The 19075-nt window shown below is 71.8% G+C and carries 13 protein-coding genes and 1 pseudogene; 3 read left to right on the top strand and 11 right to left on the bottom strand.

The genetic code is table 11. From position 1 onward, the window contains the following. Positions 1 to 128: 128 nt before the first annotated feature. Entirely contained in the window at positions 129 to 734 is a 606-nt protein-coding gene (locus ABIA33_RS22065) for a hypothetical protein (RefSeq protein WP_370084083.1), read from the bottom strand. A 288-nt stretch (positions 735 to 1022) separates the two neighbouring features. Continuing rightward, a complete protein-coding gene (proS, locus tag ABIA33_RS22060) occupies positions 1023 to 2435 on the bottom strand; it encodes a proline--tRNA ligase (RefSeq protein WP_370084082.1) in 1413 nt (470 codons plus the stop codon). A 158-nt stretch (positions 2436 to 2593) separates the two neighbouring features. On the opposite strand from proS, the gene ABIA33_RS22055 reads away from it, so the two are divergent. Continuing rightward, positions 2594 to 3430 (top strand): class I SAM-dependent methyltransferase, encoded by an 837-nt coding sequence (locus tag ABIA33_RS22055; RefSeq protein ID WP_370084081.1) that lies wholly within the window; start codon positions 2594 to 2596, stop codon positions 3428 to 3430. Between the two features lie 57 nt (positions 3431 to 3487). On the opposite strand, the gene ABIA33_RS22050 is transcribed toward ABIA33_RS22055, so the two are convergent. Further along, positions 3488 to 4006 carry a GNAT family N-acetyltransferase gene (locus ABIA33_RS22050; RefSeq protein WP_370084080.1) on the bottom strand — a complete coding sequence of 173 codons (519 nt, stop codon included), beginning with the start codon at positions 4004 to 4006 and terminating at the stop codon, positions 3488 to 3490. A 36-nt stretch (positions 4007 to 4042) separates the two neighbouring features. Continuing rightward, complete coding sequence (gene ffh / locus ABIA33_RS22045) at positions 4043 to 5593, bottom strand: signal recognition particle protein (protein WP_370084079.1); 1551 nt, start codon at positions 5591 to 5593, stop codon at positions 4043 to 4045. Positions 5594 to 5760: 167 nt separating this feature from the next. On the opposite strand from ffh, the gene ABIA33_RS22040 reads away from it, so the two are divergent. Then, positions 5761 to 6309, top strand: a complete 549-nt coding sequence (locus tag ABIA33_RS22040) for a hypothetical protein (RefSeq protein WP_370084078.1) — start codon at positions 5761 to 5763, stop codon at positions 6307 to 6309. On the opposite strand, the gene ABIA33_RS22035 is transcribed toward ABIA33_RS22040, so the two are convergent. From ABIA33_RS22035 to ABIA33_RS22020, 4 genes are all read right to left on the bottom strand, one after another. Further along, complete coding sequence (locus tag ABIA33_RS22035) at positions 6225 to 8717, bottom strand: [protein-PII] uridylyltransferase (protein WP_370084077.1); 2493 nt, start codon at positions 8715 to 8717, stop codon at positions 6225 to 6227. The genes ABIA33_RS22040 and ABIA33_RS22035 overlap by 85 nt on opposite strands. Before the next feature lie 149 nt (positions 8718 to 8866). Further along, a complete protein-coding gene (locus ABIA33_RS22030) occupies positions 8867 to 9205 on the bottom strand; it encodes a P-II family nitrogen regulator (RefSeq protein ID WP_370084076.1) in 339 nt (112 codons plus the stop codon). After that, the gene (locus ABIA33_RS22025; RefSeq protein WP_370084075.1) at positions 9202 to 10557 is read right to left on the bottom strand and encodes an ammonium transporter; all 1356 of its coding nucleotides are present in this window, start codon (positions 10555 to 10557) and stop codon (positions 9202 to 9204) included. Before ABIA33_RS22025 ends, ABIA33_RS22030 begins: the two co-directional genes overlap by 4 nt. Before the next feature lie 342 nt (positions 10558 to 10899). Continuing rightward, complete coding sequence (locus ABIA33_RS22020) at positions 10900 to 12357, bottom strand: hypothetical protein (protein WP_370084074.1); 1458 nt, start codon at positions 12355 to 12357, stop codon at positions 10900 to 10902. A 490-nt stretch (positions 12358 to 12847) separates the two neighbouring features. Here ABIA33_RS22020 and ABIA33_RS22015 point away from each other — a divergent pair, with 490 nt between their 5' ends. Beyond that, complete coding sequence (locus ABIA33_RS22015; RefSeq protein ID WP_370084118.1) at positions 12848 to 13471, top strand: bifunctional DNA primase/polymerase; 624 nt, start codon at positions 12848 to 12850, stop codon at positions 13469 to 13471. 84 nt (positions 13472 to 13555) lie between these two features. Here the strand turns inward: ABIA33_RS22015 and ftsY are convergent, their stop codons facing one another. The 3 genes and pseudogenes from ftsY to smc all read right to left on the bottom strand — a co-directional run. Further along, positions 13556 to 14758 (bottom strand): signal recognition particle-docking protein FtsY, encoded by a 1203-nt coding sequence (gene ftsY / locus ABIA33_RS22010; RefSeq protein ID WP_370084073.1) that lies wholly within the window; start codon positions 14756 to 14758, stop codon positions 13556 to 13558. 160 nt (positions 14759 to 14918) lie between these two features. Then, positions 14919 to 15095, bottom strand: coding sequence for a hypothetical protein (locus ABIA33_RS22005; protein ID WP_370084072.1), 177 nt, complete (start codon positions 15093 to 15095; stop codon positions 14919 to 14921). A gap of 89 nt (positions 15096 to 15184) precedes the next feature. Beyond that, positions 15185 to 18811, bottom strand: a pseudogene (gene smc / locus ABIA33_RS22000) (chromosome segregation protein SMC); the annotation flags it as partial. Positions 18812 to 19075: the final 264 nt, after the last annotated feature.

Below are 19075 nucleotides of genomic sequence, written 5' to 3'. Positions count from 1 at the left end.
CCGGGCAGGCCGAGCCGCCGGGGCGGCACCGCCCCGGCTCGGTCGGACCCCGGCCCTTACGACCTTGGGAGCGGTAGGGCTCGGGCGCCCACCGTCCGCTGACCCAAGCCCTATCGCTCCCCAGGGCGCTAGCCGCGCGGAGGGGCTTCGGCGATTCGGAAGGGCTGGCCGCAGTTGCCGCAGACGATCGCCGCCTGGGCAAGCACCGACGGCACCACCCGGACGTTGCGTCCGCAGTCGCACACGGCCTTGACCCGCACGCCGCCGCCGGAGGAACCGTGCCGAGTGGCCGGTCCGCGGAAGCTGCGGGCACGATCCGTGACCGGACCGCTGGTCGCGGCGGTGTGGGCGCCGAGGGCGCGCTGCAGCCGCTCGATTGTGTCGCCGTAGCGCTCCCGGGTCTCCGGCCGCATGGTCACCAGCGAGAAGCCGCTGCTGGGATGCGGGTCGGCGGTGTGGTCCAGGCCGAGCTCGTCGGCGAGGGCCAGGAAGCGGCGGTTGTGGTAGCGCCCGGCGCGCGAGGTGTCGCGGATGCCGCGCGCGGCGGCGAGTCCGTGGGCTGCCTCGTGCAGAAGGCGCTCAAAGCCCAACTCGGTCCCGCAGGCCGAGGAGGACTCCCCGATCAGTGATTCCGGGGCCGCGAGGTTGGGCAGGTCGGAGTGGTGGCGCTGGATGTCGCTCCAGGCGAGGGCCAGCTCGGCTGCGAGGACCAGAGGTTGTTGTGTCGTGCTCACGCAACGCCAACGAGGGAGAACCCCGCTATGTTCCGGCGCGCGCGGGTTGTCGTGGACGCGCGTAGGCCCCGATCACAGCGGCCGCCGGTGGCAAACCCGTATTCACAAGCTGACGGACAGTCACCTTGCTGGTCAGAGAGCACTCTTGAGGATGAACACACAGAAGGGCGGGACCGGTCCGGCAGATCCGAGCTGACCTGGCGGACCGGTTTGCCTACGTAAACTGGCTGAGGGAAATCTCACCCTTCGAGATGAGCTGCCCTTGAGCCCGCCCCTACGGGCCCGACCTCAGTAGGCGCGGGCCACGATGGCGATGTTGCCCGCCTGGTCGTCCGTCGCCGGGACGGAGCCGTCCTCCGCGACGATGCAGCGGACCGAGACACCCTGCTCGGCCAGCTTGCGCTCGCCGTCCGGGCCCAGCTCGGCCCAGGAGATCCGGCCCCAGCCGGTCGCCGCGGCCTCGACAGCCTCGTCCAGGCTGGCGACATCGACGGTACGGGCCTCGCGGCGCTCGCGGGACTGGCGCAGCAGCAGCGCCTGGTCCTGCTCCAGGATGCCCGGGACGATCGACGCCAGGGCGTCCACCGCGACCGGCTCCTTGCCCCCCGGGATGCGACGGGCCAGCATCGCCGTCCCGCTCTCCAGGTCGCGCGGACCGACCTCGATCCGGACCGGGACGCCCTTGAGCTCCCAGTCCACGGCGCGGCGGCCGAACGGGGTGTCGGTGCGGTCGTCCACGACCACCCGGACGCCCGCTGCCTCCAGCGCCGCGCCGATCTCGCGGACCTTGGCGATCACCGCGTCGTCGCCCTTGATGGCGAGCACGACGACCTGGGTGGCCGCCAGGCGCGGCGGGACGCGCAGGCCGTTGTCGTCGCCGTGCGACATGATCAGACCGCCGACCATGCGGGTGGAGACGCCCCAGGAGGTCTGCCAGACGTACTCGCGCTCGCTGCCCTTGGAGAGGTACTGCGTGTTGAACGCCTTGGCGAAGTTCTGGCCGAGCTCGTGGCTGGTGCCCATCTGCAGCGCCTTGCCGTCACCCATCATCGCCTCGAGGGTGAGGGTGTTGATGGCGCCCGCGAAGCGCTCCCGCGCGGTCTTGCGGCCGAGCACCACGTCGATGCCGAGGACGTTGGTCATGAAGTCGCCGTAGACCTCGGTGTGGATCCGCGAGGCGTAGTCGCGGGCGTCCTCGTACGTGGCGTGGGCGGTGTGGCCCTCCTGCCAGAGGAACTCGGTGGTGCGCAGGAAGATACGCGGACGCAGCTCCCAGCGGACGACGTTGGCCCACTGGTTGATCAGCAGCGGCAGGTCGCGGTGGCTCTGCACCCACTTGGAGAAGTACTCATTGATGATCGTCTCGGAGGTGGGCCGGACCACGACCGGCTCCTCCAGTTCCTTGCCGCCGGCGTGGGTGACCACCGCGAGCTCGGGCGCGAAGCCCTCGACGTGCTCGGCCTCGCGGGTCAGGTACGACTGCGGGATGAACATCGGGAAGTAGGCGTTCTGCGCGCCCGCCTTCTTGATGCGCGCGTCCATCTCCTGCTGCATCCGCTCCCACAGCGCGTAGCCGTACGGTCGGATGACCATGGTGCCGCGCACCGGACCGTTGTCGGCCAGTTCGGCCTTGTTGATCAGATCCTGGTACCAGCGGGGAAAATCCTCCGCCTGGGGGGTGAGAACGGGAGCCTTTGCCATGGGGCGAATCGTACGGGGCGCACGGCCTCGACCCGTAATCAATACCTCCGCGCTCTGGACGCGCGGGCACGAGCGGAGTTGGCTGGACGCAGGCTAGGAGCTCGCACGGGGCGCCCCCTCACGCCTCGCGGCAGGTCCGGATCGGAGGAGCCGACGTGATGGCTTCCGTATCGGTTGCGAGCGGCGCGACCACGGGGCGTACGCGGGCGCGACAACGGGCGCGGGACTGGGCGGAGATCCAGGAGCGCATGCTCGTTCCGCTCTACGAGGCGGTGTACGAGCGACTGGAGGTGGGGCCCGCCACCAGCGTGCTGGGCCTGGGCTGCCGGTCCGGCCTCGCGCTGCTGCTGGCCGCCGGGCGGGGCGCGGAGGTGGTCGGCCTGGAGCCCGAGGCGGAGCTGCGCTCGCTCGCCCAGGACCGCTCTCTGCGGGTCCTCGGCGACGTGTACCGGGAGCTCTCCCCGGAAGGAAGCGCCGGGGCGCACCCGCCCGCGCACTCGCTCGTCACCGCGTTCGAGCACCTCTCCTGCACCGCCGATCCGCCCGCACTGGTGCGGGACGCGGCGCGGCTCACCGTGCCGGGAGGGCACGTGGCGCTGGCGACCTGGGGGCCGCCGGAGCGCTGCCAGACCGCGGGCGTACTGCGGGTGGCGCGCCGGCTCGCCGACCCGCTGCGGCGCGCGCCGTACGCGCCGTTCGCGCTGAGCGAGCCCGGTGCGGTGGAGCGCATGGTGGCTCGGGCGGGGCTGCGGCTCGGCGGCGGCGGCCGGGTGCTCTGCCCCTTCGCCTACCCGGACCTGGAGAGCGCGGTACGCGGGCTGCTGTCGATGGGCGTGTTCGACGCGGCTGCGGAGTACTCGGGGCAGCGGCAGGTGGAGAAGGAGGTCATCGAGGCGCTGAACCCGTACCTGCGGGCGGACGGCTCGGTGCGGATGGAGAACGTATTCCGGTACACGCTGGCCGAGCGGGTGCGGGTAGCGCGGCCGCTCGGGTGACGTACCGGCTCGGGTGACGCCGCCGACTCGGCTGACGCACCGGCGTCTGAGCCCGCCTCAGACGCCGGTCCACTCCTCGGCGGTCAGCGCGAACCGCTCGTGGTCACGCCAGGCGTCCTGCAGGAACAGCATCCGGGGCGAGTAGCCCTCGTGTCGGAAGCCGAGCCGCTTGGCCATGCCGATCGAGGGCGCGTTCTCCGGCTGGACGTTGATCTCCAGCCGGTGCAGGGCGAGGCCGCCCCCGCTCGCCGGAGCGAAGCAGCGGTCCACGACCAGCCGCATCCCCTCGGTCATCCGGCCGGTGCCGTTGAAGGGGAGATAGGAGTTGTAGCCCAGGGTCGCGTTGCAGAAGCGGCCCCTGACGATGTTGGCGACGTTGCAGCTGCCGACCAGTCCGCCGTCCTCGGAATTGATCACCAGATAGCTCTGCAGGTTCGCGCCCTGACGGCGTACCAGATCGACCAGGCCGTCCGGCTCGACCGGGTTCCAGCGGCCGACGTGCTCGGCCGAGCGCCTGACGGCGGCGGCGTAGAGGGCGGCGTCGGACAGTTTCGGGGCTCGGATCTCCACTCGCATCGCAACATCATCGCGTATACCGGGAGGTGGGTGGGCCTACAGCAGGTCCTTGAACTCCTGGGGGAGCTCGAAGTTCTCCGGCAGCTTCGCCGCGCCCGGGCCAAAGGCGGCTCCGTCCACCGGCCCGGCCGCCTTGCGCTCCAGCGCCGCCTTCTGGTCCGCGGCACGCTTCAGCGGGTTGCCCGACTTCTGCTTGCCCTTGGCCTGCTTCTGCTGCTTGGCCTTGCGGGCGCCGCCGCCGCCCATGCCGGGCATGCCCGGCATCCCGGGGATGCCCCTGCCGCCGGCCATCGCCGACATCATCTTGCGGGCCTCGAAGAAGCGCTCGACCAGGCTGCTGACCTCGGAGACGTGGACGCCCGAGCCCTTGGCGATACGGGCCCGGCGCGAGCCGTTGATGATCTTCGGGTCGTCGCGCTCGGCCTGGGTCATCGACTTGATGATCGCGCCCACCCGGGCGACGTCCTTGTCGTCGATGTTGTTGATCTGGTCCCGCATCTGCGCCATACCGGGCAGCATGCCCAGCAGCTTGGAGATGGAGCCCATCTTGGCGACCTGCTCCAACTGGGACAGGAAGTCGCCGAGGCCGAACTCCTTGCCGCCCTTGCTGGCCAGCTTGGAGGCCATCTTGGCGGCCTCGTCCTGGGTGAAGGTCTTCTCGGCCTGCTCGATCAGGCTGAGCACGTCGCCCATGCCGAGGATGCGCGAGGCCATCCGGTCCGGGTGGAACGCGTCGAAGTCGGTGAGCTTCTCGCCGTTCGAGGCGAACATGATCTGACGGCCGGTGAGGTGCGCCACCGACAGGGCCGCGCCGCCTCGGGCGTCGCCGTCCAGCTTGGAGAGGACGACACCGGTGAAGTCGACGCCCTCGAGGAACGCCTGGGCGGTGGTGACCGCGTCCTGGCCGATCATGGCGTCGACGACGAAGAGGACCTCGTCCGGGTTGACCGCTGCGCGGATGTCCGCGGCCTGCTGCATCAGTTCCGCGTCGATGCCCAGGCGACCGGCGGTGTCGACGATGACCACGTCGTACTGCTTCGTCTTGGCGTACTCGATGGAGTCCCTGGCGACCTTGACCGGGTCGCCCACGCCGTTGCCCGGCTCGGGGGCGTAGATCGCGACCCCGGCGCGGTCCGCGACCACGCTCAGCTGGGTGACCGCGTTGGGGCGCTGCAGGTCGCAGGCGACCAGCAGCGGGGTGTGCTTCTGTTCCTTGAGCCAGTGGCCGAGCTTTCCGGCGAGGGTCGTCTTACCCGAGCCCTGCAGACCCGCGAGCATGATCACGGTCGGACCGGTCTTGGCGTACCGCAGCCGACGGGTCTCCCCGCCGAGGATGTTGACAAGCTCGTCGTTGACGATCTTGATGACCTGCTGGGCCGGGTTCAGCGCCTGGGAGACCTCGGCGCCGAGCGCCCGCTCCTTGATCTGCTTGATGAACGCGCGCACCGCGGGGAGCGCGACATCCGCCTCCAGCAGGGCGATCCGGATCTCCCGGCAGGTGGCGTCGATGTCCGCCTCGGACAGGCGGCCCTTGCCACGGAGGTTCTTGAACGTCGCTGCGAGGCGGTCGGAAAGGGTATCGAACACGTCGGTCGCGGGTCCTCGTGGCTCGGGTGCGGATGGGACAGTCGCCCCCCAGGGTATCCGCCCGTGCGCGATACGGTCTCCACCCGTCCCCGCCTTCCGGACAAAGCCGACGGCGGGCTGCGCGTGGCTCCCACCGCGACGGCCCAGGGATCAGCAGCATGTGGGGCATGTCGCTCGTCGCCTCACTCATCTACCGGCGCCGCCACCCCCTGCTGCGCCGCGCCGTCCAGGAAGCACTCGCCCTCTACGGGGTGGAGGTGCCGGCCGCCGTCGAGATCGGGCCCGGCCTGCGGGTGTTCCACCGGGGATTCGGCCTGGTGCTGCATCCGTGGGTGACGCTCGGGGCCGACGTCACCCTCTACAACGGGGTGACCGTCGGGCGGGCCGACCCCTGGGTGCCGCAGGGGCAGAGCCTGATGGAGCGGGTGGTGGTCGAGGACGAGGGGGTGCTGTGCTCCGGCGCCAAGGTGCTCTGCAAGGAGGGCGTCCTCACCGTCGGCCGGGGCACTGTCGTCGGCGCCAACGCCGTGCTCACCCGCTCCACCGGCCCGTACGAGATCTGGGCCGGTGCGCCGGCCCGCCAGGTCGGCGACCGCACCCGGCTGCCCGCTCAGGACGACGCACGCCCCCTTCAGGACAGTGCACGCTCGACGGAGCGGGCGACCTCGGTGGCGCGGGACGGCGGAAGCGGTCGTTCGTCGGGTCCGGTCAGGTAGAAGGCGTCGACGGCGTCGGCGCCCAGGGTGGAGATCCTGGCGCTGCGGACCCGGACGCCGGTGTCCTCCAGAGCCCGGCCGATGCGGTGCAGCAGGCCGGGGGCATCGTGGGCGCGGACCTCCAGGACCGTCGCGCTGGCCGAGCCGCCGGGCGCGACGGTGACCCGGGGCGGCGGGGCGGCGATGCCCCGCCGACGGGGCGCGGCGGCGTCGCGTTCGGCGAGGCGGCGAGTGACGTCCATGCCGCCGTCCAGGGCACGGCGGATATCGGCGCGCAGCCGCGCGGCCTCCGGCACCTCGCCGTACTCGGCGGCGACCTGCCAGGTCAGGGCCAGCATCGGCCCCGCCCCGATCGGGTCGAGCTCCCGGATCGCAGCCGAACGGACGGTCAGCCGGTGCAGCGCCAGGACCCCGGCCACCGTGGGCAGCACGCCGGGGCGGTCGGGCAGGGCGAGGGTGAGCGTGACGCCCATGGGCTCGGTCCCCGGGTCGGCCGGGCGCTCCGCCTCGGCGTGGACCGAGAGCACCGGCCCACCGGTACGGGCCGCCTCGACCGCGAGGCGTTCCTCCTCGGCAGAGGGCTCGGGCGCTGCCTCCAGCGGCGCGGCCTCACCGGCGAGCGCCGCTGCGGCGCGTTCGGCGAGGTCGGTGACGAGGGCGGCGCGCCAGGTACTCCAGGCCGCCGGGCCGGTGGCCAGCGCGTCGGCCTCGGTAAGGGCGTGCAGCAGCTCCAGCACGCCGGTGCTGCCGACGACCGAGGTGATCGCGGCGACCGTGGCCGGGTCGTCCAGGTCGCGCCGGGTCGCCGTCTCGACCAGCAGCAGATGGTGCCGGACCAACAGCGCCAGGGTCTCCACATCCTGCTTGGGGAAGCCGAGGCGGGCCGCGACGTCGCGGGTGATCACCTCGCCGGCCTCGGAGTGGTCGCCGGGCCAGCCCTTGCCGATGTCGTGCAGCAGCGCGGCCACCAGCAGCAGGTCGGGGCGGGCGACCCGGCGGGTGAGCGCGGCGGCGCGTACCGCGGTCTCGACCAGATGGCGATCCACGGTCCAGCGGTGCACCGCGTTGCGCTGCGGGCGGCAGCGGACCCGGTCCCAGTCGGGGAGCAGACGCGCGATCAGGCCCTCGGCTTCCAGCGCCTCCCAGACCGGGACGGCGCTCTCACCCGCGCCGAGCAGGGTGACCAGCTGGTCGCGGGCCTCGTCGGGCCAGGGCACCGGCATCGGCCTGGTCTCGGCCGCCAGGCGGCGCACGGTCGAGGGGGCGAGCGGCAGATCGGCCTGGGCCGCAGCGGCGGCCGCGCGCAGCGGCAGTACCGGGTCGGTGGCCGGGCGGGCGGCATGGGCCAGCACGGCCTCGCCATCCTGCTCGACGACGCCCTCGGCGAGCGGAGTGCGTTCGACCACGCCCCGGCCCGCGGTGCTGGATGCGAATCCGAAGCGGACGGCGCGGCGGACCTTGCCGCTGCGGGAGCGCAGCACCCGCTCGACCTCGCGCCAGGTGACGTCGGAGGCGTACGCGATGGTGCGGGCCGCCTCGTACACCTGGCGGAGCAGGATGTCCGCGTCCAGGACGCCGAGTTCCTGGGCGACCTGGTCCTGTTCCTGCAGGCTGAGCCGGTCGGTGGCCCGTCCGGTGACCAGGTGCAGGGTGTCCCGGACGTCGCGGAGGCGGGCCGCCGCCTCGGCCAGGCCGGTACGGGGGGCGTCGGCGATCCAGGAGGCGGCGACGGCGTCGAGCGCGGTGAGGTCACGCAGGCCGCCGCGGGCCTCCTTGAGGTCGGGTTCGAGCAGGAAGGCCAGCTCGCCGTGCCGCTCGGCGCGGTCGCGGCACATCTCGTGGAGTTCCGGGAGGCGTCGGGTGGCGGCGGAGCGCCAGTCGGCCAGGACGGCGGAGCGCAGGGCCGCGGTGAGTCCCGGGTCGCCGGCGACATGGCGGGCGTCGAGCAGGCCGAGCTGGACCTTGAGGTCCTCCGCGGCGACCTTGCGGGCGGTGGGGAGGTCGCGGACGGAGTGGTCCAGGGCGATGCCGTTGTCCCAGACGGGGTACCAGATCTGCTCGGCCAGCGCGGGGACGGCCCGTCCGTGGCTGCCGGCACCGTCGTGGAGCAGCAGCAGGTCGAGGTCGCTGCGCGGGGAGAGCTCGCCGCGCCCGTAGCCGCCGACGGCGACCAGGGCGACGCCGGTGAGGCCGTCTGCGGCGGTGGCGAAGAGGCCGGAGAGCCAGCGGTCGGTGAGCTCGGACAGGGCGGTGCGGCGGCGTGCTCCGACTCTGCCGTCCTCCCGGAGCAGGTGCAGACGCTGGGCCGCGTAGCCGCTCGGTTCCTGAGCGGCGGGTTGGGGCGTCGTCGGGGCGGTGGGGTTGTGGCCGGGCCTTGCCTGCTGCCGATCCGTCAACGGAGCTCCCATGGCTGTGGTGCAGTCCGAAAATGAACGTCGAGCGGGGGGAGTCGGGCTACAGAGCCCGACTCCCCCCGCCCCTGCGAGTTGAATTGTTGCAGCGCGCCTGCCTGAGCGCGGTCATGCGGCGCGGTGGTGCGGCGCCGTTGTCACAACACTTACAACGCGTCGGGCCCGCGTTCTCCGGTGCGTACCCTGACGGTGGTTTCCACCGGGACGCTCCAGACCTTGCCGTCGCCGATCTTGCCCGTTCTGGCGGCCTTGACCAGGACGTCTATCAGCCCCTCCGCGTCGTCGTCCTCGACGAGGACCTCTATGCGGACCTTCGGCACCAGGTCGACGGTGTACTCCGCGCCCCGGTAGACCTCGGTGTGGCCGCGCTGCCGACCGTATCCGCTGGCCTCGGTGACGGTGAGTCCGTGGACCCCGAAGGCCTGCAGGGCCTCCTTCACGTCGTCCAGGCGGTGCGGCTTGATCACTGCGGTGATGAGCTTCATGCGTCGACCTTCGTCTCTGCGGCGGCCTCCTCGGCCGTCGCCTCCTCTGCCTCATCCTCGGTGCCGGCCGTTGACGGCGCCAGAGCCCTCGACAGAGCCGCACCCACCGCGCTGAAGTCGTAGGCCGACTCGGCGTGCTCCGCCTGGTCGATGCCGGCGACCTCGACGTCCTCCGAGACCCGGAAGCCCATCGTCTTGTCGATCACCTTGCCGATGATGTAGGCGAGGACGAAGGAGTAGGTGCCGACCACGACCACACCGAGGGCCTGGCGGCCGAGCTGGGTGAAGCCACCGCCGTAGAAGAGGCCCGCGTAGGGGGATCCGGCGTGACCGGTGGACAGCAGGCCGATCAGCAGGGCGCCGGTGGCACCGCCGACCGCGTGGACGCCGACGACGTCCAGGGAGTCGTCGAAGCCGAACCGGTACTTGAGGCCGACCGCCCAGGCGCAGAGCGCCCCGCAGAAGAGACCCAGACCGACCGAGCCGAGCGGGCTGATGAAGGCACACGCGGGGGTGATCGCGACGAGCCCGGTGACCGCGCCGGAGGCCGCGCCGAGGGTGGTGAAGGAGCCGTGCTTGATCTTCTCGAAGGCGAGCCAGCCGAGCATCGCGGCGGCGGTGGCGATCTGCGTGTTCATGAAGGCGATACCGGCGAGGCCGTTGGCGGCGAGCGCCGATCCGGCGTTGAAGCCGAACCAGCCGAACCACAGCAGGCCGGAGCCGAGCATCACCAGCGGCAGGCTGTGCGGACGCATCGGGTCCTTCTTGAAACCGATGCGCTTGCCCAGCACGAAGCACAGGGCAAGACCCGCCATACCGGCGTTGAGGTGGACCGCGGTACCGCCGGCGAAGTCAAGGACGTGCAGCCGGTCGCCCAGCCAGCCGCCCTTGCCGTTGTCGAACATGAACACCCAGTGCGCGACCGGGAAGTACACGATGGTGACCCAGAGCGTCAGGAAGAGCGCCCAGGCGCTGAACTTGGCCCGGTCGGCGATCGCGCCGCTGATCAGAGCCGGCGTGATGACGGCGAACATCAACTGGAAGGCAGCGAATGCGAAAACCGGAATAGTTCCGGTCAGCTGGTTCATCCCGATGTTCCGCATGCCCAGCATGGAGAAGTCACCGATGAGCCCGTGGAACGAGTCCGGTCCAAAGCTGAGCGTGTAGCCGTACAGCACCCACAGCACCGTGACGATGCCGAGTGCGATGAAGCTCATCACCAGCATGTTCAGGGCGCTCTTGACCCTGACCATGCCGCCGTAGAAGAAGGCCAGGCCCGGCGTCATCAACATGACCAGTGCCGCGCTTATGAGTACAAAAGCGGTATCCCCGCCGCTGAAGCCGCTAGGCATTCGGCGTCTCCTCGAGTGTTGAGCCGCTCCGTCCTCCGGGTATCCGTCCCGTGCCCCCCGGAGGCGTCGGCTAATGAAGAGGAGATTGGCGGAGGGCGGTTTCGGCCGATGCCTGACGATGTTTCACGCCGGTGACGAAGCTGACAGGAGTGTTACGGCGCGGTGAACAGCCGACCGGGACGCACACAGATGGCTACGCTTGCCGCCGCACAATGACCGACCGCGGAAACCGTCCCGCAGACCTGGCGTGGGGGAGCCGAGTGTGGAAGGTTTCCGCGGTCGGAGCTCGAACCGCCCCGCGCGGGCGCACGGCGGTGCTTCGACGGTGGCTGAAAGACGCTGTCAGACCGCCTGCTGGCGGGTGTACTCGGGCAGTTCCTGGTCGATCCGGTCACGCAGCCGCACGACCTCGGCCACGTCGCGGAACTCGCCGAGCGCCGCCTCTGTGGTCTTGCGCAGCCGGGTGTTGACCCGCTCGGAGCGGATCCGCACGGCGATGTCCACGGCCTGCTGGGCCGAGGACGCGGCGGCCTCCGGCTCCTTCTGCAGCAGGTGGACGCTGGCCATGCCGATCAGGTTGAGCGCGTAGGACCGCTGGTGCTGCGGGTCCTGGGAGAACAGCTCCACCGCCCGCTCCATCACCGGCTGCGCCTGGAGCGCGTACACCTCGCTGCGGCCGGTGTGGTAGCTGAGGTCGCGGTAGGAGTGGGCGTTCTCGGCGTTGAGCTCGGCCTCCGAGAAGAAGGAGATCCAGTCCGGCTCATCGTCACCTGGGCCGATGTCGCGGAAGGAGTCCTCGGCGATCCGGGCGGCGCGGTAGCACTTGTTGGCCTCGCCCAGGTTCGCGTAGGCGCGGGCCTCCATCACATGCAGCAGGGACGTGGTCCGGGGGGTGGCGGAGTCACGGCTGCCATACTGGGCGAGGTGGATCAGTTCCAGGGCGTCGGTGCTGCGGTTGAGGTGGATCATCTGTCTGCACATGTCCGACAGGATCAGCGCACCGAAGGGGCGGTCCCCGGCCTCCTTGGCGGCGTGCAGCGCCAGCACGTAGTACTTCTGCGCACTGGGGTGCATGCCGATGTCGTAGGACATCCAGCCGGCGAGGTGCGCGAGCTGCGCGGTGGTCTGGAAGAGACGACGGGTGACGTCGGCGGGGTAGGTCTCCTGGAGCAGGTCGCAGACCTCGTGCAGTTGGCCGACCACGGCCTTGCGTCGAAGGCCGCCGCCGTTCTGGGCGTCCCACTGCCGGAACATCATCACGGTGGACTCGAGCAGCGCGAGTTCGGGCGCCGAGATCCGGCCGGTGGGCTGGCGGCCGTTGCGGGCCGCGGTGATGGCGGAGGTGGGCAGGCCGCCGGGGGCGGGAGCGAGCCAGCGCTGCATCGGTTCGATCAGCGCGGAGCCCGCGGTCAGCGCGAGCGAAGTGCCGAGGAAGCCCCGGCGGTTGAGCATCAGGTCACTGCGCGAGTAGTCGGAGATCAGCTGGACCGTCTGGCTGCCGTTCCACGGGAGGTCCACCCCGGACCCCGGCGTCAGGTTGGGCACGGCCCGCAGTCCGAGGTCCTCGATCGCGACCAGCGAGCCGAAGCGCTCGGAGAAGAGATCGGAAAGAATCTTCGGAATCGGCTCGCGCGGATTCTCGCCGTCCAACCAGCGCCGCACCCGGGAGGTGTCGGTGCTGATGTGGCTCGCGCCGATCTGGCGGGCCCGCCGGTTCACCTGGCGGGCCAACTCGCCCTTGGACCAACCGCTTCTGACGAACCATGCCGTCAACTGCTCATTGGGTTGCTTCTCGCCCACCGGAACGCCCCCATCCCGGGCTAACCCCGCTGCCGTGCCCGCAACCGCCCCGAGAACCGGGGCGTCCGGGCCTGAAACCAGCCGATGATCCGTCAGAGGTCCGACCCCGCCTGCTGGTTGCCGCTGGCATACCCACGGGGACGATGAATCACCTTGCTGTGAAGCGAACGTAGCGCGCTTTCCGCCATCCAGGGGAGTTCGCCCGGGGAAACGCCACCTTTCGCCACCCCTGGGAGTGAACCTCTGGCATATCCCGCGCGCTTCACTGGATCTCGGGCGGCCCGTTCGGACGCCACGCGCCCGGACCACCACCGCTCGCTCACGGATACGACCATCCCCCATTCGGGCCGTCCGGGCAACGAGATCGGCAATTCACCCTCCATCGGGGGGCGCACAACCATTAACTGCACGCCCCCGTAAGGACGTGCGCTCCAAACCGCGCTCTGCGGCGTAACCATCGGTACCCCTTTCAGGTTGGTGGTGAGTGGACTTGGACATCCTGTTCGGCAACCCGATCTTCGGCGGCGGCCGGTCACTCGGCCTGCGCGGGCGCGCCCGCGCCACCCGGTGCCAGACCGCGGCCGAGTACACCCAGCGCTGGGGCTGGACCGCGGCCCTGGTCGAGGCCCCCGCCGGGGCCGCGGACTGCGACGAGCTGCCCCCGGGCACCGGCCCCGCCGAGGTCCGCTCCGCGTGGCTGCGCCGTCCCGAGGCCGAGCTCCGGCTGCTCACCGGCGTCGCCTTCGATGTGCTCGACGTCCCGGAGGCCGTCGGCGTGCAGGCGCTGGTGCGGCTGGAGCGGATGGGTGTCAGGCCGGGTCCGGTCCTGGTCGCCCCCGGAATCTCGGGCCGACGGGCACTGTTCCTGGTCGCCCCGCACACCGCCGAGGCGCTGCCCGACCTGCTCTACAAGACGGGATGGGACGACGCCGAGCTCGACCTGGCCTGCCACGGCTCGGGCTCGTCGGTCCCCGCGCCACCCACGCCGCTGACCCGGTGGCTGCGCCGGCCCACACTGGAGACCGCAGCCCGGCCGCCCGAGGCGCGGCTGCTCCTCGGCACCCTGGCCTACGCCTGCCATCGAGGGGTCGCGGAGCTCGTCGGCAGGCACTGAGCCGGTCCTGCGCCGGTCCCGAACCGCTCCTGAACGCAGCGCAGCCGCCACTCCCTGGGGGGTGACGGCTGCGGCCCGGCTTCCCTACTCGATGAGCGCGTCCACAAAGCCCGCGGGGTCAAACGGCGCCAGATCGTCCGCGCCCTCCCCCAGGCCGATCAGCTTCACCGGGACGCCCAGCTGGCGCTGCACCGCGACCACGATGCCGCCCTTGGCGGTGCCGTCCAGCTTGGTCAGCACGATGCCGGTGATGTCCACGACCTCGGCGAAGACCTTCGCCTGCACCAGGCCGTTCTGGCCGGTGGTGGCATCCAGGACCAGCAGCACCTCGTCCACCGGGCCGTGCTTCTCCACCACCCGCTTGACCTTGCCGAGCTCGTCCATCAGACCGGTCTTGGTGTGCAACCGCCCGGCGGTGTCCACCAGCACGGTGTCAGCGCCCTCCGCGATGCCCTGCTTGACGGCCTCGAAGGCCACCGACGCCGGGTCGCCCGCCTCCGGGCCGCGGACGGTGTGGGCGCCGACGCGCTCGCCCCAGGTCTGCAGCTGGTCGGCGGCGGCGGCGCGGAAGGTGTCGGCCGCGCCGAGCAGTACCTTTCGGCCGTCGGCGACCAGGACCCGGGCGAGTTTGCCAGTGGTGGTGGTCTTGCCGACGCCGTTGACGCCGACGACCAGTATCACGGCGGGACGCGGCGGCTCCTCGTCCTCGTGCCTGGCGGTGTGCAGGGTGCGGTCCAGCGAGGGGTCGATCAGCGTGATCAGCTCCTCGCGGAGCAGCGCACGCAGCTCCTCCGGGGAGCGCGTGCCGAGGACCTTTACGCGGGTGCGCAGGCGCTCCACCAGTTCCTGGGTCGGCGCGACGCCGACGTCCGCGGTGAGCAGGACCTCCTCGATCTCCTCCCAGGTGTCCTCGTCGAGGCGGTCCCGCGAGAGCAGCGCCAGCAGGCCCTTGCCCATGGAGTTCTGCGAGCGCGACAGGCGCGAGCGGAGGCGGACGAGGCGCCCCGCGGTGGGCTCGGGGACCTCGAGGACCGGCGCCTCGGCGAGCACGGCCGAATCCGGCTCGGGCTCGGCCTCGGTGGGGGCCGGCGGGAGCGGGACCTCCTCGAGGGTCCGGACCGGGGCCTCCTGAGGGGGCGCCGCTTCCTCACCGACGTGCGGTTCCTCGAGCTGCGCCGGTGGCTGGGTCGGAGGCAGTTGCTTGCGCCGTCTGCCGGTGACGACGAGACCGGCGGCGGCTCCGAGGAGGACCACCGCGATGACTACGGCAAGGATCACGTATTCCATAACCCGACCAGTATCCCTGAGCCCGGGCGCAGGATGTGGACATACGGTCACCCGCCGCCCACGGGTACGGACCGGGCCCGCGCGAAAAACTCCGGGGAACCGTCCGGGGCCGGGCGGGCATGACGACCGTCATGGTTCATTCCCTGCGCGCCGCCGTCCGCTACCGGCCGCGGTTGCTGCGCGCGCTGCGGGCGGCGGGGCGACCGGTCGTGGCCGGATTCACACTGGTGCTGCTGGTCGATGCCGTCGCCCCGGCCGCGACCGCCGCCGTGCTGGCGCTGCTGGTCGGCAGACTCGACCGGAGCGGTGCCAGAGCGGGCGCCAGAGTCGGCGTCATTCCGGCAGAACCTCGGCCGGAGCGACGGCCTCCTCCTCGTGCGTCTGTTGCGCGGGCAGGATCCGGCGCGGCGGTCGCCGGGGTTCGTCGCGCAACCGCTGGCTGATCACCTGGGAGATGCCGTCTCCGCGCATGGAGACGCCGTAGAGGGCGTCCGCACACTCCATGGTCAGCTTCTGATGGGTGATCACGATCAGCTGGGAGCTGTCACGGAGTTCCTCCATGATCGCGATCAGTCGGCGCAGGTTGGTCTCGTCCAGGGCCGCCTCGACCTCGTCCATGACATAGAACGGGCTGGGGCGGGCCTTGAAGATGGCCACCAGCAGGGCGACCGCGGTCAGCGAGCGCTCGCCGCCCGACAGCAGTGACAGCCGCTTGACCTTCTTGCCCGGTGGGCGGGCCTCGACGTCGATTCCGGTGGTGAGCATATTGTCCGGATCGGTGAGGACCAGCCTGCCCTCGCCGCCGGGGAAGAGCCGTGAGAAGACGCCCTCGAACTGCTGCGCGGTGTCGTGGTAGGCCGCGGTGAAGACCTGTTCGACCCGCTCGTCGACCTCCTTGACCACGGTGAGGAGGTCCCGGCGGGTGTTCTTCAGATCCTCCAGCTGCTCGCTGAGGAACTGGTGCCGCTCCTCCAGCGCCGCGAACTCCTCCAGCGCCAGCGGGTTGACCTTGCCGAGCTGCGCGTACGCCCGCTCGGCGGCCCGCAGCCGCTTCTCCTGCTCGGCGCGGCGGTAGGGTCGCGACTCCGGCTCGGCCCGCTCCCCCGCGCTCCGGACCGCCTCGGGATCGGCCTCGGGGTCGGCAGCGGGGTCGGCCTCGACCGCGAGCGAGGGCGGCACGAGCTGGTCCGGGCCGTACTCGGCGAGCAGGCCGTTCGCCTCGATGCCGTGCTCCTCCAACGCCTTCGTCTCCAGTTGCTCGATCCGCAGCCGCTTCTCGGCGCGCAGCACCTCGTCGCGGTGGACCGAGTCGGTGAGTTTGTCCAGCTCCGCCTTGAGATCGCGGCTGCGCACCCGTTCCTGGGCCAGCTCGGTGTCGCGGGCCCCGCGCTCCTGTTCGGCCTGCTCCTTCTCGGCCGCGGCGTTGAGCAGGGAGGCTTCGATGAAGCCCAGCAGCTGCCTGCTGCCCTCGGCGACAGCGGTGGCGACCCCCGCCTCGTGTCGCAACCGCTGCTGCCGAGCGGCGGCCCTGGCCCGCGCCTCGCGCTCGGCTCTGGCGCCCCGGTCCAGCGAGTCGGCCCGTCCGGCGAGTCCGCGTACCCGCTCCTCGTGCGTGCGGACGGCGAGGCGCGCGTCCATCTCGGCCTGGCGCGAACGCGCCGATTCGTCGTTCAGCCGGTCCCTGGCCGCGGTGTCGGGCTCTTCCTCGGTGGGCATCTCCTCAGCGACCAGCAGCCGTTCGGAGAGCTCGGCGAGCTCGGCGGCGGCCTGATCCACTGCGGCCTCGGCCTTGGCCGCCGCGGCGGCGAGACGTTCCGCCTCCCCAGCCGCACCGCGTGCCTGCCCGCCGAGCCGGCCGAGTTGCTGGGCGACTGCCGACTTCTCCTTGTCCGCGGCGCGCCGGCGCGCCGCGAGTGTCTCCGCCTCGGCGGCGAGGTCCTTGCGGCGCGCCGTCGCCTGCTCCAGCGTGTCCGCCAGCGCGTCGCGGCGTCCGGCCAGCTCGGCGAGGGCCGAGGCCGCCTCGTCCACGGCGGCCTGGGTCTCCAGCAGGCTGGGCGCACCCGCCGAGCCGCCGTAGGCGAAGCCCTGCGCGAGCAGATCCCCCTCGGCCGTGACGGCGGTCAGCTCGGGACGCTCGGCGACCAGCGCCTCGGCCTCGGCCAGGGTTTCGACGAGGACGTAGCCACGCAGCAACCCGCGCACCGCGCCGACGACCTCGGCCGGCCCGTCGATCACGTCGACCGCTCGCACCCCGACCACGGCGGCACCGAACCCGGCGTCGCCACCGGCGCCGCCGACGCCGCCGACGCCACCATCGCCCCCGGCGCCGTCGCCCGCGGAGGCGATGAGCAGACCCGCCCGGCCCGCGTCGTCCTTGCGGAGCAGCCGCAGCGCTTCCACCGCCGTGCTCACGCCGTCCACCGCGACCGCGTCGGCCGCGTGACCGAGCGCCGCCGCGACTGCGGCCTCCGCGCCAGGGCGCACCCTCAGCAGCGAGGCCGCCGGGCCGAGTACCCCGCCCAGCCGCTCCCCCGCCGCCAGCAGCGCTCCCGTGCCGTCCTTGCGCCGCAGGCCCAGCGCGAGCGCCTCCCGACGCGCCGTCAGTGCGGCGCGCTCCCGCTCCACCGCGGCCAGCTCCTCCCGGGCACGGGACTGCGCCTCCTCGGCTCCGGCCAGCGCCGCCCTGACCTGACCGAGCTGCTCCTCAGCCTCCTCGTCGCCTGCGTCCAGAGCGTCGACCTGCGCCTTGAGCAGCTCGTACTCCTCGGTCGCCGAAGCAGCGCGCTCGCTCGCGGCATCCCGTGCCTCGGCCAGCCGGCCGATCTCTTCGCCCGCGCCGACCGCGCGCGAGCGGGCGGCGGCCACCTTGCCCTGGAGCCGGGCCAGGCCCTCGCGTCGGTCGGCGAGGGCCCGCGCGGCGGCGCGCAGCCGCTGCTCCTCCTGCGCGAGCTGGTGTTCGAGCTCGGCCCGGCGCTCGACCGTCTCGGCGAGCGTGTACTGGGCCTCCTCCAGCGCTTCCTTGAGCTCGGCCTCCTCGGCGCGGATGCGGGCGGCTTCGCGCTCCATCTCCTCGGGGTCGCGTCCCCGCCGCTCCTCCGTCTGCGGGTTCTGCGCGTGCCGGACCCGGGCCTCGGCGAGGCCGACCGTGCCACGCACCCGCTCGGCCAGGGAGGAAAGCGCGAACCAGGTCTGCTGCGCCTGCTCGACCCGCGGGCCGAGCTGCGCGATCTGCGCCTCCAGGACGGCTTCACGCTGCTGCAGCGCTGCCAGCTCCTCCTCGACGCCGGAGCGGCGCAGTCGCAGCGCCAGCTCGTCGGCGACCTCCTCCTCGACGGCCCGGCGCAGCGTCACCAGGTCGTCGGCGAGCAGCCGCAGCCGGGCGTCGCGCAGGTCCGCCTGGATCGTGGCGGCACGGCGGGCGATCTGGGCCTGCCGTCCCAGCGGTTTGAGCTGCCTGCGCAGCTCGTTGACCAGGTCCTGGACCCGAGTGAGGTTGGCCTGCATCGCATCCAGCTTCCGCAGCGCCTTCTCCTTGCGCTTGCGGTGCTTGAGCACGCCCGCCGCCTCCTCGATGAAGGCGCGCCGACCCATCGGGTCGGCGTGGAGCACTGAGTCGAGCTGGCCCTGGCCCACGATGACGTGCATCTCCCGGCCGATGCCGGAGTCGGAGAGCAGCTCCTGGATGTCGAGGAGTCGACAGGTGGTCCCGTTGATGGCGTACTCGCTGCCACCGTTGCGGAACATGGTCCTGGAGATCGTGACTTCGCTGTACTCGATCGGGAGCGCGCCGTCGGTGTTGTCGATGGTCAGGGCGACCTCGGCGCGGCCGAGCGGGGTGCGCCCGGTGGTTCCGGCGAAGATGACGTCCTCCATCTTGCCGCCGCGCAGGGACTTGGCTCCCTGCTCGCCCATCACCCAGGAGAGGGCGTCGACGACGTTGGACTTGCCGGAACCGTTGGGGCCGACGACGCAGGTGATCCCCGGTTCAAAGCGCAGCGTGGTCGACGAGGCGAAGGATTTGAACCCGCGCAGCGTGAGGCTCTTGAGATGCACACCTTGACCTTCCGCCGACGACCGCTGACAACCTCTTGCAGACCGGAACTCTATCCGGGGGCAGCGTTGGGGGCGGGGGACGCTCGACCGGGTTTCACCTGCGAGGAGACAGGGCATCCCAGGAACAGGGGGTAACCGGACCCACCGGGGGTGATGACGGGGGCATGACGGGCGCAATGACCGCAATGACCGCAATGACGAAGGGACGCCGCATCGGGCGTCCCTTGCACGATCTGTGAGCGGTCTCCGCCACCGGATCCGGAC

Origin of the sequence: Streptacidiphilus sp. MAP12-16, from assembly GCF_041262165.1 — a bacterium.
Classification (GTDB): domain Bacteria; phylum Actinomycetota; class Actinomycetes; order Streptomycetales; family Streptomycetaceae; genus Streptacidiphilus.
The sequence above is the reverse complement of the archived record's forward strand: the minus strand, read 5'-3'. Positions and strand labels throughout refer to the sequence as shown.